18 protein-coding genes are annotated in these 23,862 nt (G+C 57.9%); 14 read left to right on the forward strand and 4 right to left on the reverse strand.

Annotated elements, in window-relative coordinates; all coding sequences use genetic code 11:
- Positions 1 to 56: 56 nt before the first annotated feature.
- Both GRI41_RS08315 and hemC read right to left on the reverse strand, forming a co-directional pair.
- Entirely contained in the window at positions 57 to 698 is a 642-nt protein-coding gene (locus GRI41_RS08315; protein WP_235901099.1) for a uroporphyrinogen-III synthase, read from the reverse strand.
- 38 nt (positions 699 to 736) lie between these two features.
- Positions 737 to 1,663: a hydroxymethylbilane synthase gene (hemC, locus tag GRI41_RS08320; RefSeq protein ID WP_202388679.1), complete on the reverse strand. Its 927-nt coding sequence runs from the start codon at positions 1,661 to 1,663 to the stop codon at positions 737 to 739.
- 44 nt (positions 1,664 to 1,707) lie between these two features.
- Between hemC and tsaD the strand changes: the two genes are divergently transcribed.
- The 14 genes from tsaD to GRI41_RS08385 all read left to right on the forward strand — a co-directional run bounded on the left by tsaD (position 1,708) and on the right by GRI41_RS08385 (position 17,366).
- Complete coding sequence (tsaD, locus tag GRI41_RS08325; protein ID WP_160604386.1) at positions 1,708 to 2,742, forward strand: tRNA (adenosine(37)-N6)-threonylcarbamoyltransferase complex transferase subunit TsaD; 1,035 nt, start codon at positions 1,708 to 1,710, stop codon at positions 2,740 to 2,742.
- Entirely contained in the window at positions 2,739 to 3,752 is a 1,014-nt protein-coding gene (locus GRI41_RS08330; RefSeq protein WP_160604388.1) for an NAD(P)H-dependent glycerol-3-phosphate dehydrogenase, read from the forward strand. Before tsaD ends, GRI41_RS08330 begins: the two co-directional genes overlap by 4 nt.
- Positions 3,753 to 3,754: 2 nt before the next feature.
- A complete protein-coding gene (locus GRI41_RS08335; RefSeq protein WP_160604390.1) occupies positions 3,755 to 5,302 on the forward strand; it encodes a lipopolysaccharide biosynthesis protein in 1,548 nt (515 codons plus the stop codon).
- A 157-nt stretch (positions 5,303 to 5,459) separates the two neighbouring features.
- Positions 5,460 to 7,208, forward strand: coding sequence for a vWA domain-containing protein (locus tag GRI41_RS08340; protein ID WP_160604392.1), 1,749 nt, complete (start codon positions 5,460 to 5,462; stop codon positions 7,206 to 7,208).
- Positions 7,209 to 7,257: 49 nt separating this feature from the next.
- Entirely contained in the window at positions 7,258 to 8,013 is a 756-nt protein-coding gene (locus GRI41_RS08345) for an OmpA family protein (RefSeq protein ID WP_160604394.1), read from the forward strand.
- The gene (locus GRI41_RS14250; RefSeq protein ID WP_202388680.1) at positions 8,013 to 8,159 is read left to right on the forward strand and encodes a hypothetical protein; all 147 of its coding nucleotides are present in this window, start codon (positions 8,013 to 8,015) and stop codon (positions 8,157 to 8,159) included. The genes GRI41_RS08345 and GRI41_RS14250 overlap by 1 nt, the downstream gene beginning before the upstream one ends.
- Entirely contained in the window at positions 8,159 to 8,659 is a 501-nt protein-coding gene (locus tag GRI41_RS08350) for a hypothetical protein (RefSeq protein ID WP_160604396.1), read from the forward strand. Before GRI41_RS14250 ends, GRI41_RS08350 begins: the two co-directional genes overlap by 1 nt.
- Before the next feature lie 20 nt (positions 8,660 to 8,679).
- The gene (acs, locus tag GRI41_RS08355) at positions 8,680 to 10,644 is read left to right on the forward strand and encodes an acetate--CoA ligase (RefSeq protein WP_160604398.1); all 1,965 of its coding nucleotides are present in this window, start codon (positions 8,680 to 8,682) and stop codon (positions 10,642 to 10,644) included.
- A complete protein-coding gene (locus GRI41_RS08360) occupies positions 10,641 to 11,507 on the forward strand; it encodes an HpcH/HpaI aldolase/citrate lyase family protein (RefSeq protein ID WP_160604399.1) in 867 nt (288 codons plus the stop codon). Before acs ends, GRI41_RS08360 begins: the two co-directional genes overlap by 4 nt.
- Before the next feature lie 75 nt (positions 11,508 to 11,582).
- Positions 11,583 to 12,758, forward strand: a complete 1,176-nt coding sequence (locus tag GRI41_RS08365; RefSeq protein ID WP_160604703.1) for an acyl-CoA dehydrogenase — start codon at positions 11,583 to 11,585, stop codon at positions 12,756 to 12,758.
- Positions 12,759 to 12,921: 163 nt separating this feature from the next.
- Positions 12,922 to 13,563: a maleylacetoacetate isomerase gene (gene maiA, locus GRI41_RS08370; RefSeq protein ID WP_160604704.1), complete on the forward strand. Its 642-nt coding sequence runs from the start codon at positions 12,922 to 12,924 to the stop codon at positions 13,561 to 13,563.
- 3 nt (positions 13,564 to 13,566) lie between these two features.
- Positions 13,567 to 14,577, forward strand: coding sequence for a fumarylacetoacetate hydrolase family protein (locus GRI41_RS08375; RefSeq protein ID WP_160604401.1), 1,011 nt, complete (start codon positions 13,567 to 13,569; stop codon positions 14,575 to 14,577).
- A gap of 118 nt (positions 14,578 to 14,695) precedes the next feature.
- On the forward strand, positions 14,696 to 15,931 hold the full coding sequence (locus GRI41_RS08380) for a dicarboxylate/amino acid:cation symporter (protein ID WP_160604403.1): 1,236 nt from the start codon (positions 14,696 to 14,698) through the stop codon (positions 15,929 to 15,931).
- A gap of 289 nt (positions 15,932 to 16,220) precedes the next feature.
- Positions 16,221 to 17,366, forward strand: coding sequence for a DUF547 domain-containing protein (locus tag GRI41_RS08385; protein WP_160604405.1), 1,146 nt, complete (start codon positions 16,221 to 16,223; stop codon positions 17,364 to 17,366).
- A 151-nt stretch (positions 17,367 to 17,517) separates the two neighbouring features.
- On the opposite strand, the gene GRI41_RS08390 is transcribed toward GRI41_RS08385, so the two are convergent.
- Both GRI41_RS08390 and GRI41_RS08395 read right to left on the reverse strand, forming a co-directional pair.
- A complete protein-coding gene (locus GRI41_RS08390) occupies positions 17,518 to 19,635 on the reverse strand; it encodes an alpha/beta hydrolase family protein (protein WP_160604407.1) in 2,118 nt (705 codons plus the stop codon).
- Between the two features lie 113 nt (positions 19,636 to 19,748).
- Positions 19,749 to 23,171 carry a TonB-dependent receptor domain-containing protein gene (locus GRI41_RS08395; protein WP_160604409.1) on the reverse strand — a complete coding sequence of 1,141 codons (3,423 nt, stop codon included), beginning with the start codon at positions 23,169 to 23,171 and terminating at the stop codon, positions 19,749 to 19,751.
- Positions 23,172 to 23,862 lie beyond the last annotated feature (691 nt).

The following is a 23,862-nucleotide window of genomic DNA, read 5'->3' on the forward strand; positions in this document are numbered from 1 at the left end:
TCCATCAATATCCGTTCAGTATCCGTATCACCGGTACATTGGGGTTTCTTGCCACATCATTTACACATGTTTTTGGTCAAGGCCAGCAAGGCGGCGTCGCTTGGCTGGTCCGCGCATTGCAGTTCGCCCCAACCCTCACCGCATGCAGCGGCAACCCGCGGACCAAGCGCGGCAATACGAATTGCACCTCTGTCTACGCCCACCCGGCTGCATTCATTGGCAAAATGGGCAGCGGCACCCGCCGAATGGAGGAGGACCACAGCGTGATCAAGCAGTGCCTCGCCAAGCTGCGGAGACATTTCCGTGGCATCGGATTGATAGACCACCCTGTCCACGATTGTGTGCGAGCGGGGCGGAGACAGCTCGACATGATCGCGGCCCGCAAGCCGCAGGAAACGGATCGCTTTTCCCGAATGCTTGTCCAGCAGCGATTGCAAACCGCCTTGCCCAATATCCGCAATCGTAAAGCCCGCGTCCTGGGCGGTTTCTGCGGTCGTTTCGCCAACCGCATAAACGGGCAGATCGAGCAGCAAAGCAAGCTGCGGACCGCCGTGACGGATCGCGTTTGCGCTGCCGATCAGAATGCCATCGAAGGCCAGATCGTCCGGCGCGCTCCATTCGGCCGGGCGCACTTCAAACAGCGGAAAACCTTTGATTTCCAGTCCTGCCCCGTGCGCGCGGGCAATGGTTTGAGACAACCCCGGCTCCGGTCTGATGGCAATAATATTCTTTGCCATCATCCGCCCTGAAACAAGGCCGCGATCCCGGGCGTGGCCCTTGCCAACAAATCGCGGCCGAATGCGCGTATTTCATCGAGCGCGCTTGCCTTGCAGCGGACAGAACCATCCACGCGCTCTGCGCCATCCGCGCTGAACAGAGAAGCGGTCAGATCGATCATATCGCCGTCAATAAAGCTGAGCGCAGCTATCGGGCTGTGACAGGTTCCGCCCAATGCTTCCAGAAGAGCGCGTTCCGCCATCACCGCCGCGAAGCTTTGCTGGTGGTTGATTGCCCCGATCAATTCACGCGTTTTCGCATCATTGGTGTTGCATTCAATCCCGATTGCACCTTGCGCTGGCGCCGGAATCCAATCCTTTGAATCAAGCGGCGTTCCCGTTCCTGCCTGATCCAGCCGCTGCAAACCGGCAGCCGCCAGCAAGGTTACATCTGCCTCTCCCGCTGCCAGCTTGGCCAGCCGCGTCGCGACATTTCCGCGGAAGGTCACGATGCGGCAGTCCGGGCGGTGGTAGAGCATCTGCGCGGCCCGTCGCGGCGCGCTGGTGCCGACCACGGCATCCCTGGGTATCTCCCGTACCGACGACGCACCGATCAGCACGTCGCGCACATCGGCGCGCGGAAGAATCGCCGCAATCGTCAGGCTTTCGGGCCGCAAAGTCTCGACATCTTTCATCGAATGCACCGCGGCATCGATCTTGCCTTCGGCGAGCCACAGATCAAGCTCTCGAGTCCACAGCGCTTTGCCGCCAATATCGGCGAGCGGGCGGTCCTGAATTTTGTCTCCGCTGGCGCGGACTTTGACCAGTTCCACCTGATCCAGACCCCACCCATGCGCATCACACAGGCGGCGACGCGTTTCTTCTGCCTGGATTACGGCAAGCGGTGATTGCCGCGTTCCAAGGCGCAGATGTGGATGGTCAGTCATAAGGTTGCTTGCCCTAGCCATTCATCTGGTTCAGGGGAAGCGCCATGGGTATCGTTCTTGGCATTGAATCGAGCTGTGACGAGACTGCGGCGGCGCTGGTCAGCACCGACCGCCAGATCATTGCCCAACGTATCGCGTCACAGACAGAAGAACACGCGCCCTATGGCGGCGTAGTCCCCGAGATTGCGGCGCGCGCCCATGCAGAAAAGCTTGCCCCGATGATCAGCGATGTGATGGCAGAAGCGGGGCTGGAGCTATCCGATCTTGATGCCATCGCGGCGACAGCAGGCCCCGGGCTGATCGGCGGCGTTATGGTCGGTTTGGTGAGCGCGAAGGCACTGGCGATGGCAAGCGATGTTCCGCTGATCGCCATCAACCATCTGGAAGGCCATGCGCTGTCGCCCCGGCTGGCTGATAGCAGCCTGGAATTCCCCTATGCATTGCTGCTGGTCTCGGGCGGGCATTGCCAGATTTTGATTGTTGAAGGCGTGGGCGAGTATCGCCGGCTGGCCACCACGATTGACGACGCATTGGGCGAAGCATTCGACAAGACAGCAAAAATATTGGGGCTGGGTTATCCCGGCGGCCCGGCGGTTGAGAAACTAGCCAAGCGAGGCGATCCCGGCAAAGTCCCCCTGCCCCGCCCTTTGGTCGGAAGCGGCGAACCGCATTTCTCTTTTGCCGGCCTCAAGAGCGCAGTCCTGCGGGCAAAGGAAAGCGCAGAATATTGCGACGCCGATATTGCTGCGAGCTTCCAGCAGGCGGCCGTTGATTGCTTGCTCGACCGGCTCCGCGTCGCTCTTGGCCCGCATAATGACATTCCCGCACTTGTCGTGGCGGGTGGCGTGGCCGCGAACCAGACGATCCGCAGTGCTTTGGAAGACTTTGCCTCTGCCAATGCGATGCGCTTTGTCGCGCCGCCGCTGGCGCTGTGCACCGATAATGCCGCGATGATAGCTTGGGCGGGTGCCGAACGTTTGGCCTCTGGCCAGAATGACCCACTCGATTTTGTCGCACGGCCGCGATGGCCGCTCGATCCCGAAGCAGAGCCGGTTCGCGGTGCAGGAGCAAAAGCATGACCGGGCAGCAGGATCGCGGCGGACAGGTCGCAGTCTTGGGCGGCGGCGCATGGGGTACTGCGCTGGCGCAAATGCTGGCGTCGGATGGCAGAGAGGTTCTGCTGTGGGCGCGCGAGCCCGAATTGGTCGACGAGATCAATGCGAAACATAGCAACAGCTTGTTCCTGCCAAGCGCGACATTGGCACCGACCATTCGCGCAACCGGCGATCTGGCAGATTTGGCCGAGTGCAGCACGATCCTTGCCGTAACCCCGGCGCAGCATCTTTCCGCTGTCATCGAAGCAATGCCCTTCGCCCCGCAGGATCTGATCCTGTGCAGCAAGGGCATCGAAGCATCGACCGGCCGCCTGATGAACGATGTCGCCAAAGACGCCGCGCCCGAAAGCGACATCGCGATTCTTTCCGGCCCCACTTTCGCGCATGAAGTTGCCGATGGCATGCCAACCGCTGTCACAATCGCGTGCAGCGGCGGCGAGGCGCAATGGCAACGGATCAAGCCGATCATCGCCCGCCCGCATTTCCGGCCTTACTACTCGGACGATGTTGTGGGTGCGGAGATAGGCGGGGCGGTGAAGAATGTACTCGCCATCGCTTGCGGCGTGGTCGACGGTTTGGGTCTGGGCCAAAACGCGCGGGCGGCGCTGATCGCGCGCGGATATGCCGAGATGCTGCGATTTGGCGAAGCCTTGGGGGCACAGCGCGATACGCTGGCCGGACTTTGCGGTTTGGGCGATCTGGTGCTCACCTGCTCTTCGACGTCCAGCCGCAATTTCTCGCTCGGCAAAGCGCTGGGCGAAGGGCAGTCGCCCGAGAGCCTGATGGCCGATCGCCGGACCGTGGCAGAAGGCGCGCATACCGCGCCTGTCCTCCACCAGCTTGCCCGCCAACACGCAATCGCCATGCCCATCGTCGAAGCGGTCAACGCTCTGCTTGGCGGGGCGCCGGCGCCGGATGTGGTCGCGAACCTGCTCGCCCGGCCGCTGCGCGCAGAGAATGCGGATAGCCAATAGTGGTGGACACTCCGACGCAATCTTCCGCCGCGCCTGCGCAACCCGACTCCAACGCCGAGGATTTGCAGGCGCTTGCCAAGGGCGGGCGCACCAATACATTCGGCTTTGTCCTGCGCCTTGCCGCGCGAATTCCGTTCCTGCTGATCGCAACGCGGCTCTACGGGCCGGACGCATTGGGAATCTTTGCCTCTGCCTTCGTATTGATCGAAATTCTCGCACTGGTGTGTTCGCTGGGTGAGAAACGCGGGTTGGCCCAGCGTTTGACAGAGGGTGATGACCCGCCGGTCAATCTGGTATTTGACGGCTTGTTGTTGGCGCTGATCGTATCTTCGCTTGCGGCATTGGTCTTGTGGTTGTTCCCCGCACCAATGTTCCCCAACGGGATGAGCAGCGATCTCGATATCTGGATGGTCGTCACGATCCCCGCCTTCGCGCTGACAGAGATATTGCTGGCTGCGCAGGCCTATCGCTTTGACATCGCCACAACCGTGCGCGCACGCGCGGTGGTAGAGCCTTGGACAATCTCGATCATGGCGGGCGTGTTTTTCTACATTCCTGCAACGCAGGAGGCGGGGCTTGCGCTGGCCTATATCTGCTCGATCTTCGCGGCGCTTTTCACCGCGGCCTGGGCGTTCTTCCGCACCTATGGTCTACCCCAAGGCTGGCGCCCGCATCCTGTCTATATGGCCAAGATGATCGCAAGAGCGCTTCCGCTGGTCGGGGCTGACGGGATTGAGCGGGGCACGCGATTGCTCGATATCTTTATCTTGGGTTTCTACGCCTCTCCCGCCGCAGTCGCAATCTATTATGTCGCACAGCAAATCGCCACTTTGCCGCAAAAGCTAAAGCAGAGCTTCGAGCCGGTCCTGAGCCCGGTGATCACCAAGAATTTGAAAATCGGCAATCTCACCGCAATCGCCTCACAAGTCCGCCAGGTCGGCTTCTGGATTATCGCGGTGCAGCTTGGCATCGCGCTGATACTCGCAGTGCCGGGTGAAGCGGTGATGGGCCTGTGGGGCCCGGAATATGTCGGCGGCACCGGCGCGCTGGCGATACTGCTTGCAGCCGAGGTAATCGCGGCCATGGCGGTCGTTTCGGAAAGCGTATTGGTCTATATCGCGCGTAAGCGAAATCTGGCGATCTCGGTCGGGATTCTGGCGCTTCAGGGCGTGCTTACCGTCGGGCTGATAATGCTCGCGAGCAAGCTCGAACTTGGCGAGCCGTTTAAGGCAGCAGGGGCTGCGATGGCGCTGTTTATCGCGCTCGGCGTGTCCAGCCTGATCAAGGCGCTGCTGCTCAAGAAACTGCTCAAAGCTCCGGTCAGCAATTGGCGCTGGGCGTTGGTGTGGGCCGCGGGGCCAGCCGTCGTGGTCGGCTTTGCGGCGACATTCCTTCCCGAATGGGCAGAGCTGCTCATCGGTATTCCGGCCATTCTGGCCACCTATTGCTGGGTGATCTGGAACAAGGGCTTCGGCGAAGAGGATCGGGTCTTGTTCCGCAAGAACCTCGGCAGTTCCGAAGGTGGATCAGAGGGCGGCCAGGCAAGCTGACCGCGCGTCTTCTTGCAGTTTGAACACATCAGTCTGTCACATGGCGATCCGCCAATCTGCGCGAACCTTTCAGAAGCAAATCAGGCCATTCAGAAATCATTCACGCCATGAGATGATGTTACACGTGACTGATTAGGGATCGAAGGGGAGATCACGCATGCGTTTTGCGGCTACTGTCATCACATTGTCCGGAATTGCTTTCTTGTCCGGTTGTGCAACCAGCCCGGATGGCGGGTACACCAGCGCAGAAGCCGACAAGGCAGGAACGGTCTCTACACCCCCACCGCCAGTGGTTGCGTCTCCGCCACCGCCGCCTGCTCCGTCACGGATTGTTGTCACTGGGTCGCGTGCGCAGGGCGCCCCGGCCAACCAGTTTGGTTTCTACGAAGCCCGCGAAGCCGCTCCACCAATTGACGATGCAAGTGCCGGGCCAGCTACCTCTGCGACAGAGGGGCTGCGCTATATTCGCCCGGTCGTCGTTCCCGAGGAACCCGATCGCGAACGGTATGACGGTGAAGAAGTCTCCCCGGTCAAACTGGTCTCAACCGATCCGCTTTCGACCTTTTCGGTTGATGTCGATACCGGCGCCTATGCCAATACAAGGCGGTTCCTGGCGCAAGGCCAATTGCCCCCGCGCGATGCAGTGCGGACCGAGGAAATGATCAATTATTTCCGCTATGACTATGCGAAACCTGCAAGCCGATCGACACCGTTTAGCGTCAATACCGATGTCGCGGTGACGCCGTGGAATGCGAACACGCGGCTGCTGCGCGTCGGCCTGCGCGGATATGATTTGCCCCGATCCGAAAGGCCGGCCGCCAATCTGGTATTCCTGATGGACGTATCGGGATCGATGGGCAGGCCCGACAAGCTCCCGCTGGTCAAAACCGCGCTGGCTGGTCTGGCGGGTGAGCTATCCCCGCGCGACAAGGTTTCGATCGTTGTTTATGCGGGCGCCGCCGGGCTGGTGCTGCAGCCGACCAATGACGAACGCAAAATCAAGCAGGCGCTCGACCGCCTGAGCGCGGGTGGTTCCACCGCTGGCGGAGCGGGTATCCAGCTCGCCTATCAGATCGCCGAAGACAACATGATCGAAGGCGGTGTGAACCGCGTAATCCTGGCCACCGATGGCGATTTCAACGTCGGCGTTTCCGACCGCGACAAACTGATCGAAATGATCGAGGAAAAGCGCGATAGCGGCATTACCCTGACCACGCTGGGCTTTGGCACCGGCAATTACAACGAAGCGCTGATGGAACAGGTCGCCAATCACGGGAACGGCAATTACTTCTATATCGACAGCGCTTTGGAAGCGAAGAAAGTGCTGGGTGACGAAATGTCATCAACGCTGTTCACCATCGCCAAGGACGTCAAAATCCAGGTTGAATTCAACCCTGCTGTGATCAAGCAGTACCGGCTGATCGGATATGAAAACCGCGCCTTGCGCAACGAAGATTTCGACAATGACCGTGTCGATGCAGGCGATATCGGTGCCGGGCACCAAGTCACCGCGATTTATGAAGTTGTTCCCGCCGGGGCGAAAGGCTGGGTTGGCCCGCGCCGATATGAGCGGACTGCCACAGGCGCGGGTGCAGGCGAGAGTCTGATGGCCGAAGCTGCCTATATCAAGCTGCGCTACAAGCTGCCCGATGGCGACACGTCGCGTCTGATCGACACCGTGGTTCCCTCCATCGCGCTGCGCAATGCAAGCGCACCGCAAGGCGACTTTGCCTTTGCCACTTCGGTCGCGGCATTCGGTCAGCGGCTGCGCGGCGATCCCCTGCTGGGTGAGTTCGGTTTCGACGATATCCAGCGCCTGTCAGGCAAGCAAAGCGACTATTGGCGGCAGGAATTCGGGCGGCTCGCGGGCGTTGCGGACAGCGTTTCGACCCGATCGGGCGGATAACAGCGTTTAGTCCCTTTTCGCAGGCGGCGGGCATGGCTAAGATACGGCCATGCCATTGCAGCCCCCTAAAATCCGGCCCGCTATAGCGCTGCTTGCAGGCGCGCTTGTTACCGTAGCTATCGGGTTTGCCGGTGCGGCCACGACAGCCAATGATATGGCGCGCGATCTTTCTGCCGCGTCGCAGCAGGCAATATCCGATGCAGGCGGCGATGGCATTTCAGCGGATTTTGCGACCGATTCAGGCCAGCCCACGCGGCACCCGCTGCTAAGCGGCGGAGAGGATTTTGACGAAAAGACGCGCGCACAGGTGGCCCGGGCTGTGGCTGCGATTCCCGGCGTCGGCGGCATCCGCTGGTCCGACGGAACGATGGCCGCAGATCGCGGGGAAACGCCGCTTACGTCTATGCATTGCCAGGACGACGTCGATGCTCTTTTGCGCGCGCGGACAATCCGTTTCGAAGAATCATCCAGCGCGATGGATGCCGCCAGCAAGGAACTGCTCAACGAAGTCGAGGCGGCATTGCGGCCCTGCCTTGGCAGTATAATCGCCATTGTCGGCCATACGGACAATTCGGGGCCGGAGCCGGGCAATCTGGCTTTGTCGCGCGAACGCGCCACCGCCGTGCGCGATGCATTGGTCCGGCGGGGCATCCCGCGCGATGGGCTGCGCGCAATTGGCGTGGGATCGAGCAAGCCGGTGGCAGGCCTGGACAAGGCCGATCCGGCAAATCGCCGCATCGAATTTTCAGTGATTGCCAAGCAACCGCTGGTGCCAACACCCATTGATACGCCGGGGCCGCGCTGATGCCGATTTGGTTTGAACTGATAATGTTGCTGCTCGCCACCTATGCTCTTGGTATTGTGATTGGTTGGGCGTTCTGGGGACGCGAAATTACCGCCATGATCGGCAGCAAAAGCCCCGCCGACGACAATGAAGAAGAGACGTTTTGATGATCGAATTGATTGAGGCCAACTGGCCGCTTTTTGTAATCGCGCTGGTAATCGGAATTCTGGTTGCATGGTGGATTTTCGTCGCCATGCGGCGGACCAAAGTGCAGACCGACACATCCGATGTGCTGGACGAAGGCAAAGGCCCGGCGAACCGCAATCAGGCACTGATCGATGCGCCGCACGCGGCAGCTGACCGGGCGGCTGCACCGGAACCCGCGGTCGAAGCCGCCGAACCGGCGAAAATGCCCACAAGCGCCAGTGGCGGCGATGATCTGTCGCGGATCAAAGGCGTTGGGCCCAAGCTGAAAAGCCTGCTCAATTCGCTGGGCGTTACCAGTTTCGGTCAGATCGCAAATTGGACCGATGCCGAAATCGACGCAATCGACGCCAAGCTGGGCCGTTTCGAAGGGCGTATCCGGCGCGACAGCTGGGTGGAACAGGCAAAGCTCCTCGCCGCCGATGACACCTCGGGATATGAAGGCAAGTTTGGCAAACTCTGAACATTTTCAGGAGAATATGAGTGACTGACGCAGTTTTTCCGGTGCCCGAAGAGTGGGCAAAAGAAGCGCTGATCGACAACGCGACCTATCTGGAAAAATACCAGCGATCAGTCGATGATCCCGATGGCTTCTGGCGCGAGGAAGCGCAGCGGATCGACTGGATCGAGCCGTTCGGCACAGTCAAAGACACGTCATACGACAAGGACGATTTTCACATCAAATGGTTCGAAGGCGGCAAGCTCAACATCGCCGCCAATGCGCTGGACCGGCATCTGGAAACGCGCGGTGAACAGACCGCAATCATCTGGGAGCCCGACGATCCGTCCGAAGACGGACGCACGCTTTCTTACCGCGAATTGCATGCGGAAGTGTGCCGCTTTGCCAATGTCCTGAAAGCCAACGGGGTTGAAAAGGGCGACCGTGTTACCGTCTATCTGCCAATGGTACCCGAAGCGGCGATCGCGATGCTCGCCTGTGCTCGGATCGGCGCTGTCCATTCGGTGGTCTTCGCCGGTTTCAGCCCCGATGCGCTGGCCGGGCGGGTCGAGGACTGCCAATCCAATATTATCCTGACCGCTGACGAGGGGCTGCGCGGCGGCAAGCCGATTCCACTCAAAGCCAATGTCGATGCGGCGTGTGAGAAAGTACCGGTCGACACAGTCATTATGCTCAAACGTACCGGGGCCAATGTTCCAATTGTCGAAGGCCGCGATGTGGACTGGGCCGAAGCGGTGGCAGCAGCCTCAGCCGAATGTGCTGCCGAAACAATGGACGCCGAAGACCCGCTTTTCATCCTCTATACTTCGGGATCAACCGGCAAACCGAAGGGCGTTCTGCACACCACCGGCGGCTATGCCGTGTGGACCAGTATGACGCAGGAATATGTGTTCGATTACCAGCCCAAAGCCGACGGTTCGATGCCAGTATATTGGTGCGCGGCGGATGTCGGCTGGGTCACCGGACACAGCTATGTCGTCTATGCCCCGCTGATTAATGGCGCGACCCAAGTCATGTTCGAAGGCGTGCCCAATTATCCCGACCATTCGCGATTCTGGAATGTCATCGACAAACACCAGGTCGAGATATTCTATGCGGCGCCAACTGCGCTGCGCGCATTAATGCGCGAGGGTGACGAATATGTCACCAGGACCAGCCGCAAATCGCTGCGTCTGCTCGGCTCTGTGGGCGAGCCGATCAATCCCGAAGCTTGGGACTGGTATCACCGCGTGGTCGGCGACCGGCGCTGCCCGATTGTCGATACGTGGTGGCAGACGGAAACCGGCGCGGCGATGATTACCCCGATGCCCGGCGCGACCGACCTGAAACCGGGCAGCGCGAGCAGGCCGATGTTCGGCGTGAAGCCCGCCCTTCTCGATGCCGAAAAGGGCACAATTCTGGAAGGCGCTGCCCAAGGCGCGCTTGTCATCACCGACAGCTGGCCCGGCCAGATGCGCACTGTGTATGGCGATCACCAGCGCTTCTTCGACACCTATTTCAGCCAATATCCGGGATACTACTTCACCGGTGACGGATGCCGCCGGGACGAAGACGGATATTACTGGATCACAGGGCGGATTGACGATGTGATCAATGTCTCTGGCCACCGGATGGGCACCGCCGAAGTCGAAAGCGCGCTGGTCGCGCATGAACTGGTCTCCGAAGCCGCCGTTGTCGGCATGCCGCACGAAATCAAGGGGCAAGGCATCTATGCCTATGTCACCACCAATGCGGGCGTGGAGGACAGCGAGGATCTGCGCGCCGAACTGGTCAAATGGGTGCGCAAGGAAATCGGGCCGATTGCAACGCCCGATGTGCTGCAATTTGCCCCCGGTCTGCCCAAGACGCGAAGCGGCAAGATCATGCGGCGTATCCTGCGCAAAATCGCTGAGGACGACACCGGCAATCTGGGCGACACATCGACCTTGGCCGACCCGAGCGTGGTCGATGATCTGGTCGCCAACCGGGCCCAGAACAAACAATCGTGACCGGACAAATCCGCCCGCTACGCAGCGCATTATACCTACCCGCCAATCGCGCCAGCGCGGTTGCCAAGGCGCGGCAGGCAGATTGCGATGCGGTGATCCTAGATCTGGAAGATGCGGTCGCCCCGGAAGCCAAGGGCGAAGCGCGCGAGGCAGCAATTGCCGCCGTCCGCGAAGGCGGGTTCGGGCACCGCATGCTGGTTGTGCGCGTCAATGCGATTGATAGCGAATGGGGGGCGAAAGACATTGCCGCGCTGTCGCAATGCCGCCCCGACGCAGTGCTTGTTCCCAAGCTCTGCCATGCTGACGAAGCAAACGCCTATCGCCAAGAGCTCGGGGAAGGGCCGGAACTATGGGCTATGCTGGAAACCTGCATCGCATTTACGCAGCTTGGCGCTATCTCCGCCAAGGCGGCCGGTTCCAAGCTGACGACCTTCGTTCTGGGAACCAACGACCTGGCGCTGGAGATGCGCGCCAAGCTGGATACGGCCCGCGCGCCTTTCCTGCCTTTGCTCACCCAAGCTGTAATCAGCGCGAGAGCCCACGGCCTGTCAGTGCTCGACGGGGTATTCAACGATATCGCTGACGAGGGCGGATTGGAGCAGCAATGCCGGCAAGGTGCGGATATGGGTTTTGACGGCAAAACCTTGATCCACCCCAAACAGCTTTCGATTTGCAACGCGGCCTTCAACCCGTCCGAACAGGAAGTTGACCGCGCCAAAGCGATTGTCGCCGCCTTTGATCTGCCCGAAAATGCGGGGAAAGGTGTCATCAAAGTGGACGGCAGGATGACCGAAATCCTGCATTTGCGCGAAGCGGAACGCACGCTGGCGCTGCATCAGGCCACGCAGCGGCTCGGCACTTGAAATCGCTGCGCTTGCGGCCCACAGCGATCCCTGCAAAAGCACAGTAAATTAGTTTCAGGAGTAACTATGGCCGGAATGGTGCCTTTCAGCTGGGAAGATCCCTTCAATCTGGAATCCCAACTGACCGAAGACGAACGGATGATCCGCGATGCGGCGCATGGATTTGCGCAAAGCGAATTGCAGCCGCGCGTGCAGGAAGCCTTCCGCGGCGAAGTGGATGCGCCGGAACTGTTCCCGCTGTTTGGCCAGGCCGGCCTGCTGGGCGCGACCGTTCCCGAAGAATATGGCGGCGCCGGCGCAGGCTATGTCTCTTACGGATTGATCGCGCGCGAGATTGAGCGCGTTGACAGCGGATACCGGTCGATGGCCTCCGTCCAGTCCAGCCTCGTCATGTATCCGATCTACGCTTACGGATCCGAAGAACAGCGCCGCAAATATCTGCCCGGGCTTGCCAGCGGCGAGTTGATCGGCTGCTTCGGTCTGACCGAGCCCGATGCCGGCTCCGACCCCGGTTCAATGAAGACCTATGCCAAGAAGGACGGCGACGGTTACTCGCTTTCCGGTTCCAAAACATGGATTTCCAATTCGCCATTCGCCGATGTCTTCGTGGTTTGGGCCAAGAGCGAGGCGCATGGTGATGGCATTCGCGGATTTGTCCTGGAAAAAGGAATGGAAGGGCTCTCGGCGCCCAAAATCGAAGGCAAGGTTAGCCTGCGCGCATCGACCACCGGCATGATCATGATGGATGATGTAAAACTGCCCGCCGATGCGCTGTTGCCCGAAGTCCAGGGGTTGAAAGGTCCGTTCGGCTGCCTCAACCGCGCGCGCTACGGGATCAGCTGGGGCAGCATGGGCGCAGCGGAATTCTGCCTCCATGCCGCGCGTCAATACGGGCTCGATCGCAAACAATTCGGGCGTCCGCTGGCGAACACGCAGCTGTTCCAGAAGAAACTGGCCGATATGATGACCGACATTGCGCTGGGCCTACAAGGCTCGCTGCAAGTCGGGCGGCTGATGGATAAAGGCGAATTTGCGCCCGAAATGATCAGCATCGTCAAACGAAACAATGTTGGCAAAGCGCTCGATATCGCCCGCCATGCGCGCGATATGCATGGCGGCAACGGCATCAGCGACGAATATCAGGTGATCCGCCATATGGTGAACCTCGAAACGGTGAACACCTATGAAGGCACGCATGATGTCCACGCGCTGATTCTGGGCCGCGCGATTACAGGACTGGCGGCGTTTTGATTGCGGCCTGTCCTACAAGCGTATTTGGTGCCAAAGAGGGTGGCATGACCGCCCACAACCCCCTGTTTAATCTGCTGAATTGCGCGGAGGATACAGCCCCGGCTTTTTTCCTTTTGAACAGTGGTCCATGTGGTCCATGTCTCCACCAACAGGGGGCCGCATTGTGAAACTGTTTGGCTATTATCGCAGCTCCACCAGCTACCGGCTGCGCATAGCGCTGGAGCTGAAAGGGCTCGCTTACGAGAACGTTCCGGTCAATCTGCTGAAGGACGAACAGAAGGGCGATGCTTTCACTAGCCGCAATCCCTTCGCCGGGGTTCCCATGCTGGAAGCCGATGGCCGTGACCGCGCGCAAAGCATGGCGATGATCGAGTGGCTCGACGAGGCATATCCCGAACGGCCTTTGCTGCCTTCCTCCGCCGAAGATCGCTATACCGCGCGTGAACTGGCCTATGCCATAGCGACCGAGCTGCATGCGCCGCTCAACCTGCCGGTGCTCAAATTCCTGGCGGCGGAATATGGCAAGTCGCAGGAAGAGGTGGTCGAATGGTATCGCCACTGGCTTGCCAAGACGCTGGTTCCGGTTGAGGCACGGCTCGCACAGCTCGGGACGGGAGACTTCCTGTTCGATGCGCCGGGCATCTTTGAAACCGTGCTGTTGCCGCAGATCTATAATGCGCGGCGGTTCGAATATGATCTGTCCGATGCGCCGCAGATGATGCGCATCGAGGCGGCTTGCCTTGCGCTTGAACCCTTCCAGCGCGCGCACCCTGACAACCAGAATGACAATCCGGAGAACATCTGACCCATGAAACTCGCAACGCTAAAAGATGGTACTCGCGACGGCAAGCTGGTCGTCGTGTCGAAAGACATCACCCGCTATTGCGCGGCCGACAATATCGCGGCGACCATGCAAGATGCGCTCGACAATTGGGACGACGTCGCGCCGCGGCTGGAAGCGCTTTATCGCGATGTCGAACATCAGGCTGTGCCGTGCGAGCGTTTCCACGAGGGCGAGGCGCATTCGCCCCTGCCCCGCGCCTATCAATGGGCCGATGGCAGCGCCTATATCAACCATGTCGAACTGGTGCGCAAAGCGCGCAATTCGGAAGTTCCGGAGAGCTTCTATTCCGACCCGCTGATGTATCAGGGCGGTAGCGATACTTTCCTCGCCCCGCGGCAGGACATCCCGCTGGGCGACACCGCATGGGGTTGTGACATGGAAGGCGAAGTCGCCGTGATCACCGGCGATGTGCCGATGGGTGTATCCGCAGAGGATGCAGCCGGTCACATCAAGCTGGTGATGCTGGTGAACGACGTGTCGCTGCGCGGCCTGATACCCGGTGAACTGGCCAAGGGTTTCGGCTTCTTCCAGTCAAAACCGTCCAGCGCATTCTCCCCCGTCGCGGTCACGCCTGACGAGCTGGGCGATGCATGGCAGGACAGCCTGATCCACTTGCCATTGCTGGTCGATTACAACCGCGAACCCTTTGGCCGCGCCGAGGCTGGCGTCGATGCCACATTCAATCTCGCGCAATTGGTCGCACATGCGGCGAAGACGCGCAATCTGGCCGCCGGCACGATCGTAGGATCGGGTACCGTTTCCAACAAAGGCGAAGATGGCGGCCCCGGCAAGCCGGTGAGCGAAGGCGGCGCAGGATATAGCTGCATTGCCGAAATCCGCATGATCGAGACGATCTATGACGGCGGTCCGAAAACGCGCTTCATGCAGCCGGGTGACACGGTGAAAATCGAAATGAAGGACAAGGACGGCCACACCATCTTCGGAGCGATCAAGCAGGAAGTTGTGCAGGCCTGATCACCCAGAACTGCAATCTATGGTTCCAGACCCACAAGCAGTTTGACTGATGCCGCGCTTTAGCAGATGGTCCCCGCATACAGAGGCGGTCAGGCCGCCCGTTTGACAGGGATCTGCGATGTTTAAGTACTGGTTCTCAATTCCATTGTGGCAACGCGTCATCGGGGCGCTGGTGCTGGGTACGGCGCTAGGGCTTTGGTGGGGCCCTGGGGCTGAAAACATAAAATGGATTGGCGATCTGTTCATCAAAGCGATCAAAATGCTGATCGTGCCGCTGATCTTCTTCTCATTGATCTCGGGCATCGCCGCATTGGGTGATCTCAAAAAGCTCGGCAGTGTCGGTGGCAAGGCGTTGCTGCTGTTCGCTGCAACAGCGCTTATATCCGTCACTCTCGGTGTGACCCTTGGGAATATCTTCCAGCCTGGTATTGGTCTCGAAGTTGCCATGCCGGAGGGCTTAACAGACAAGCCACCACCGGTTGACTGGATCGCGATGGTCTTGCGCATGATTCCTGACAACCCGATCATGACAATGGCTGAGGGCAATGTATTGCCGCTCATCGTGTTCGCCATGCTTGTCGGTATTTCAGTACTGATGGCCGGCGAAGAAGCTGCCCCGATTGTTCGTGGGGTAGATGCTGGCGCTGTGGTCATGCAGCGCATGACATTGATCGTTATGGAACTCGCTCCATTCGGGGTCTTTGCTCTTATGGCGTGGGTTGCGGGCACCTTTGGATGGGCGTCTTTGATCCCGTTGGCGAAAGTAGTCGCGCTGAACTACGCTGGGTGCTTCATCATTATTTTGCTGGTCTATCCGGCTATCATCAAGTTCATTGCGAAATTGCCGATCATCGATTTCTTCCGCGGAATCGTGGACGCTCAGGTGGTCGCTTTCTCCACGGCGTCGTCCAATGCTGCCCTACCCGTGACCCTGCGCTGCGTGCAACGCAACCTTGGCGTCTCCCGGTCGGTTTCAAGCTTTGTGGTGGCGCTCGGCGCGACGATCAACATGAATGGCACAGCCATGTATCTGGGCCTTGTAGCTGTATTCGGCGCACAAATTTACGGAATTGATCTGACGGTCACGAGCTACATCTTGATCGGTCTAACCGCGACACTGGGGTCAATAGGCGCAGCAGGCATTCCTGGATCAGGACTGATTATGCTCGGGCTTGTTTTGGGCACGATCGGAGTGCCGCTTGAAACCATCGCATTTGTGGCCGGGATCAATCACATCATGGATATGATGCGCACGATGAACAACGTTACCGGCGATGCTACTGTTGCGGTGGCCGTTGGCCGGATGGCGGGCGAGATCGACGTCGAGGAATATGTCTCGGACGACGACATCTAGGCCGGCGCGCGGCCACGCGTTTGGTTGGAAATACCCGGCCTGGGCAAGGGCCGCAGCACGGCCAATCGGGTCAATTCGACCAACGTCTGATGACGTCCGACTGGTGCGCTAGACTGGCGGGCCATCGCCACTATGTAGACAATGGCTGGGGACGTTGGATTTGGGATATCAAGCGTTGCGGCTCGTCGCAGGCGAACTCGTCCCAAAATCGGCATCAGCTATAGTTCAGAAAAGACAATTTAGTCGTCGCGGTTGCAAATCAAGCGACAGGAAATTTGAGAAGAGCATTATGAAAACGAACTTCATCAAAACCGCCGGGCTGGCTGTGCTTCTTTGCACTTCGACGGCCTTGACCGCTCAAACTTCCGACAATTCCTTCGCGCGCAATCAGAGCGATCCTGCCTTTGCCCAATTCCAACCGAAGGCGAATGCGGTCAAAACACAGATTGATTATACGATTTGGGATGAAGCGCTGAAGGCGCTCGTCATTCGTATGGGCAAATCAATCCGCGAAGGCGCCCCCAGAGTGGAGCCCGGCATGGCGACGCGCCGTATTTACGGGCATGACTCGCGCTATCGGCTGGAAGGCAACCGCGTCGGTTTCTCGTTCTTCACCGAGGAAGTAACGCAGTCTCTGACAGAATACCGCAAGGATCTGGAAGAGGTCGCCAATTCGATAGATGTTTCGACCTTGAGCCGGAATGAGCAGCTGGCCTTCTGGATGAACCTGCACAATGTCGCGGTCGTCGAACAGATTGCGCTCGAATATCCGGTCAGCCAGCCTTCGCGAATGTCGATTGGTGAAGCCAAGTTGCCCGTCGATGACGCCCCCGTCATCACCATCAGAAACGTCAAGATGAGCCCCAAGGATATCAGGACCAAGATCGTCTATCCTAACTGGAGCAATCCCAAGGTGATCTACGGCTTCTTCCGCGGCGATATCGGCGGACCATCGATCCAGCGCAAGGCGTTTACCGCGGCGAACCTGAACGACACTCTCGACAGCTCGGCGCGGGAATTCATCAATTCTCTGCGTGGAACCGAAAAAACGGGCAGCACGATGAATGTGTCCAGGATCTATGCCGAAGCGCAGCCCTTTTACTTTAGCGATTGGCCGAATGCGCTGCGCAGCCACTATTCGACCTATGCCGAAGAGGATGTGATCAAAATCATGTCCGAGACATCGACAGTTGAGCCCAAATTGTACGAGTTTGACATTGCCGATCTGTCAAATGGCGAACGCGACCCCAATTACAATTACCTGCAAGATGCCGAAAGCTTGGGAATCCGCGTCCCGACAGCCATCGCCCGATTGATGGTCGAACGCCACCGCAAGATCGAGAAGATCATTAAGCGCGGCGAGAGAGTGGGCGAAGTAACCTTCATCGATGTCAATCTGACCGGTGAGTCTGTCGAGCCCAAAGAAGTCGAATAGACCCCGCAAATTTGGTTGGAGAGCGCAGCGCTGCGGCAAATGGGAGCGCTGGCGAAAAACAAAAGGAGCGGCAACACAGTTATGTTGCCGCTCCTCTTTTGTCTCTAGCGGGCTAGCCCAGCCCACCCGAAGTGACTGTCGATCGACGGCCTTAGAGGCCACCCGGTCCACAGTCGTTCTTCAGGAAGTCGAGCATTTCAGTGTAGAGCTTCTCCTGATGGTTATACATCAGCGTGACGTAGAAGTGGTCAGCCCCTTCAAGCGTCACAAAGCGGTGCTTGGGCTGGAAATTCGCCTTTTGCGTCGCAGTTGCTGCTCCTGTGACTCCGTTTGTGGACCCCACAGCTGCGTCGTCAGGGGCATCAACCGTACCGTCCGAATTCTCGACGAGCACTCTTGGGTTCAGCATGCCAGCCTTTTCAAACTCGGACTTATAGTCCTCAAAATTGAAATACAGCACGCGTGCATCGACATCGCCGTGAACCATGAATACCGGCACGTTGACCTTATCGACTTCGTTGATTGGGTTAACGCCAATCATACCGCGACGCTTCGCCCAATCATCGATCGCTTTCGGCGTGTAGGGGTTGCTACGCTTGAGATAGACCTTTTCAGGGTCAGCAACAGCTGCGCCGGCAATGACACACTGATATATCTGCGGGTCACGCGATGCTGCGACCAGCGCTGCATATCCGCCGTAAGACCAACCGAACATCGCCATACGATCCGGATCGACCAGCCCCTCTTTGACGAGATAAAGCGCGCCGTCGTCCTTATCGTCCTGCATTTTGCCGCCGTGCTCACCATAGGCCGAGTCGAACAGTTCCTGCCCCCAACCAACCGACATACGGTATTGCGGCTGCAGCACCATATAACCGGCATTGGCGAGGAATTGGCCCCATTCATCATAGCCGATGACTTCGTTCACATGCGGTCCGCCATGCGGCAACACAACCAGCGGAAACGGCCCTTCGCCTTTTGGCTTGGTGACATATCCGGCAATCGTTTTCCCGTCGCGCGCGGGGTAGCGGATGAATTCAACATCAGACAGATCGCTGGGTTTGAGCAGCGGATTGCGGCTGCCCAGTTTGACCATCTTGCTGTCTTTCACCATCCAGTATGAACCCGGATCGCGAGGACCGCTGTTGTAAACAATCATCGTATTGCCATCGCGCGAACGGCTGGAGATGCTAACCGCGTGGGAATTTGGAATCTGCGCTTCTAGCGCTTCGTGAAGAACCTTTTCTTCCTCATCAAACCACACGCGCTCGCGCTTGGCCCAGGGGTACCGCGCGGCAACAAGTGTATCATTGCCAGGGATCGAGTGGCGTTGGATCCACATGATATCGGCCTGGTCGGTGGCGGCGAGCTTCTCTCCATACTGGCCGGTTTCGAAATTGAATTCCCAAAGCGCAGCTTTGTCCTCTCCGCGGTTGTCAATGACATAACCGATATTCGGATTGTTGGGGTCAAAGGCCTTGAGGCCCATGAAGCCGCTCAGTGTCCGGTACAAATTTTCATGTTTGTCTTGGTCGTAACGCTCAAACTCTTTCCACGAGCTGTCGCCAATGCCACGGTAGTATGTGATCGCTTCCTTCGTTGTGCGATCGTATCCGCGTGTCCAGCGTGGGTTACCCTGATTGTCGAAGACGGCATCGGGATATTTCTCGCTGCCCTTTAGAACCAGTTCCTTGGTGCCTTTGCGCAGGTTGAACTTGTAATAGGAACGCGGACGGAAAGCAGCGAAAGGATCAACCCCGCCAATACCGCCATCAACAGTCGTTCCTTCCTCTAGAATAATGCTTTCCGGTTCGTCGGGAAGCAAGCTTGCGATGCCAAATTCACCCTTGATCTGCTGAAACTTGTTATCTTTCAAGCTATAAGCAAAAACGGTTTGGTCGTAAGTTCCTTGTTCCGGTCCGGGAACCGACTTGCGGCGCTGCTGCCATGCATTGCCGAAAATGTAGTTGTCGCTGACCCATTGCGCGCCGGTAATTTCCATCGGATCTGCATCAAGCGTCCGGAACGGCTTGGTCATATCATCGGTTTTGAAAATCTGCAGAAGATAGGTGCCTTTCTGGCTGCCGAGCACATGTACCAGGACGTGTTTGCCGTCTGGGGAGACTTCAACTGCATTTACCACGTCACGCAGCGCCCAATCGGAAATCGGAACGGTTGGTTCACCAGCGGCTTGAACAGATGCGGCCGGGGCCGTCAGTGCAAGTGCACCGGCAGCAGCGGCGAGCAAAGTAGACTTCAACGTTTTCATGATGCGACTCTCAAGATTTGGGGGTTACGGTTTCTATAGCACCAATACACAAAGCGGCCCCATACTCAAAGGTATGGAGCCGCTTCGCGTTACATCATCAAAGATGAATGGACTTAGAACTCAACATTGACCGAAGCGAAGAACTCACGACCGTTATAATCGTAACCTGCGCCCAGGGCAGTGTTTGCAATGTCGGTGATACCGCCTGCAAACGGGCTGACCTGTGGTGGTGCTGTGTCGAAAATATTGCTCACGCCGAGCAGGATTTCGAAGTTCGTTGCACGATAGCGAAGCGATGCCGTGTGCAGGAACTGCTCATCCGCGAAGCCAACCGGGCGACAGAACACCCCGTCACCGGCGACAACGCCGTCTTGAACGCCGAACGCGTCGCGCGAACCGCCACCAAGACAGGTGCTGCCGGTCTGGCCGATGAACTGACCAGCTTCGTTATAACCGAATACGTCGGAGAATTCGTCAATGACGTCCGGATCCTGATCAAAGCCGCCGATATAGCGGGTTGTCCAAGAGAAACGGAACTTGTCGATATCCGCCGAGAAGGTTGCACGGCCGGTCCACTTTTGCAGACCAACTTCACCCGCATCATCGTCGAATGTCTGATCGCCATTGTCGTTGATGAACAGCGAGCTCCGCTCGATCAGGTGGTTCGCACGAAGTGTCAGACCAAGATCAACCAGCGTGTTGCCGATAGCAACTTCTTTGCCGAAGCGGGCATTGAAGTCCATGCCGCGGACGCTTTCCTGGTTCAGGTTGATGAAGCCAGCAAAAATGTCCGAGACCAGCATTGAACCGGTAGATGCTACCGTAATACGGTCACAGAAGGTGCTCCGCTGTGCATCTTCGCGTGTGTAGCAGTCATTGATAATGAACTGCGGATTTGGCGAGATGATCGAGTCTTTCAACTTGATGTCGTAGTAGTTCGCGCCCAGCGCAACGTCCCATCCGTCACCAAAGGTTTCTTCGAATGCGAAACCGGCAGTGAGCGAACGCGATGTTTCCGGATCGATATCCAGCGCACCACCGCGAGCGATTTCGACGCTTGCGGTTTGGATTGGTGGCAATGCGTTGCCCGTTGTCGGGTCGATTTGAAGACCAGCGGTTGTCGGATCACGACCTTCACGAATACATGCGTCCAAAATACGTTGGTCGCGGGTTTCGTTGGTTGGATCGTAAGTTCCGGTCGTAGCGTCGAAGGCGTTGTCCGGAACAGCGCATGGGTCAAACAGAGTGTTGAAGCCCGTTTGCGAACCAAGGAAGTTTTCGCGCAGGTTCGGTGCACGGAACGACGTACCGTAACTGAACTTGAGCAGCAGCGGTTCAATCGGGCGCCAACCGGCTTTGATCGAATATGTGAAGTTGGTTCCGTAGAACTCTTCATCTGTCAGACGACCGGAAAGGTTCAGATTGAGCTCTTCAACCCAAGGCTTGCCCGCTTGAAGCGGAATGTCGATCTCACCAAAGACCTCTTTGATTTCCTTCGAACCGACAGCACCGCTATCGGCAAAGAAGCCAAAGAACAAACCGTTCGATGCCACGTCGCTGGCGATCGAATTGATTTTGTCACGGCGATATTCGACACCAAGCACGGCGCCGACCGGACCGGCAGGCAGATCGAACAGATCACCGGTTGCAAATGCGTTCCAGACGATTTGCTCGTAAGTGGTTTTGAACGACCGGTCACCGAACGCATAGGCACGTTCTGCTGCAGTCGCAAAATCACCTTGAGCAGAGTTCAGGACGCTCGGTGCAAACAGGTTAATCGGCACACAGCCCTGCGTCAGATCAGCAAGCGCTGCACTTGGGTTAGCAAGAGCAGAAGCATCACAAGGAGTGATTGCTGGCAGACCGCCGGTTACCTGGGCAATGAACGAGTTACCGACTGTTGCACCCGAGATGTAGTCGTCGGCAATTCCGTCACCGTTGTTGTCGAAGATGCCGTCACCATCGAAGTCCTGGGTAGGGTCGATACCAAGCGCGAAAGCAAGTTTGTCTTCACGGATACCGCGGACATTCGAACGACCGTCAGCGAACGAGTAGACGAATGAGGTGTCAAACGACCAGCTTGGCGAAATGAACGGAAGGTCGCCCTTGATACCGAAGACACCGCGATATTGCTCTTGCGTTACGTCGGTGTTGTTCCGGTCACCTTCAATCGCGAAGACTGGGCGAACCGAGATTGGGCCGAAGCCGGCAATGGCACCAAAGTTCGTGTCCGAACGGCAATCGACGCCAGAAACGTTGGTGTTACAGGGGTTGAATGGGTTGTTGTCCGGAACATGCGGGAAGATCTGGGCGAAGAATTCGTTTTCGCCGAAGATTTCTGCGCGCGTGTACATCGCTTCGAAATATGGTGTGATATTCGCTTCGCCAGGGAAGGTATACTCACCATAAGCAAGAACGTTGTAACGCTTTTGCTGGCTCAGGAACGTCTGCTCCGGGTTTGCACCGTTGAGGTTGTAGTCGTTCAGGAAGTCAATATCGCGAACGCCATCGCCGTCAAAGTCGATTGGACCGCCGAAGAATGACTCACTGTAACCCGGAATGCCCGAGTTACCGGCCTGCCCACCAAAAGTGGTTTCGTCAAAATAGACCGAACCAACGTTTGTGAACGGGATAATGATACGGCCGTTGAAACCGTTCTGGATACATTCGCTGGTTGAGGTGGTGATCGCACCACCAGAGTCAGCGAGTGTGAGCGCCTGATCATCGATGCCCAAGCGGCGGATTTCACCAGTGTTGGTGATATCAAGCTGGGTCGTACAACCGCGGAAGAACTCGCGGTCGCTCAGGCGGATGCTATCGCGGAAGTCATATTCCGCGCCGATGCCGAAGAAGCCACGGTCGGTGTTGAAGCCCCAAGCACCACCGATGGTGTAATCATCGCCGCCGCCCTCTGGGTTGATGTTGCCGAACGCGGTCAGTTCGAGACCGTCGAAGTCCTTCTTCAGGATTACGTTACCCACACCGGCAACAGCGTCAGAACCATAAACCGACGACGCACCGTCGAGCAGCAGGTCATAGCGTTCGATCAGGGTGCTTGGCAGCAGGTTCAGCGATGGAGCGGTAGGAGCGCCTTCCACACCAGCTGGCGCGAGGCGACGACCGTTGATCAGAAGCAGGGTGCGGTCAGCACCAAGGCCGCGAAGGTCAAGCGTTGTCGAGCCTGGGCCGTTGTTAAGAACAAAACCTTGGAATGTCGCGTCGATCTGAACGCCAGCAGCACTTTCAGAACGCTGCAGGATCGATGTTGGATCGAAAAGGCCTGCTGCCTGCTCTTCGTCAGTCGTCAGGACCTGAAGCGGCGAAACGCTCGAGAACGTGTCGCGCTTAATACGCGAGCCGGTAACAACGATCGGAGTTCCGTCGCCTTGGCTGGCGGAGTCGTCGGTTACGTCTACCTGCTCTTCTTCATCCTCGTCAGGGGCATCCTGAGCGTAAGCCGGTGCCGATAGGACGAGCGCCATGGCCGAGACCGAATAGGCCAGGCCCTTCAATGTGTCTTCTTGAAACTTTTTCATAAGTACTCCGATTGCGACAGACAGGGAGTTCAGCTTGCTTAACCTTCAATTCAGCCAAGCTCACAAATAAGATTGCAAGCCATCGGCGAATCGCACAGTTTTTCTGGTGCCTCTTCCCCTTGACCGCAGCGTAGTGCCGCAGGGGCGCAACCTTGTCAAAGCGCCTCAACGCTTTTCATCTTCATGTTGCGTTAATCACACAGTCAGGGTTCAGTCACGGTTCCAAACCGGCTTTTTTGGGACAGATTTGCCTGCAATTCGCTCTGCAGATGAATGGTCTGCCCGCTCGGGCCAAGGATTTCCAAACAAGTGGCGCTCAAGCGATTCGGTCAGAATTATCGCCAGAACCAAAATTTGGCGGCCGGCGAGCAAAAAGCAAAACCTGCCCGCCACATGCCCAAAAATGAGACCCGATTTCGGCCTGAATCGCGCACCTAAATGTCAATTTGACAGCTTCACACCTGGCAATTTCAGCTAGACCACAGAGCCAAGAGACCAGCTTCACCCACCGACTTAAGCGTTCAATAAAATGTCGAGAATATCCAAGTATTATTTCTCGTTTATTTAGCGAAAGACTTGATTAACTTGACTTCAGTCAGATAGTTTTGGTGGTTAACAACTAAGCCTTTGGGCTTAACTTATTTCTCAAATATTGATTTTTCTATTCATCGCAAAAAATGCACAGATGGCA

Source organism: Pontixanthobacter aquaemixtae, from assembly GCF_009827395.1.
Classification (GTDB): Bacteria; Pseudomonadota; Alphaproteobacteria; order Sphingomonadales; family Sphingomonadaceae; genus Pontixanthobacter; species Pontixanthobacter aquaemixtae.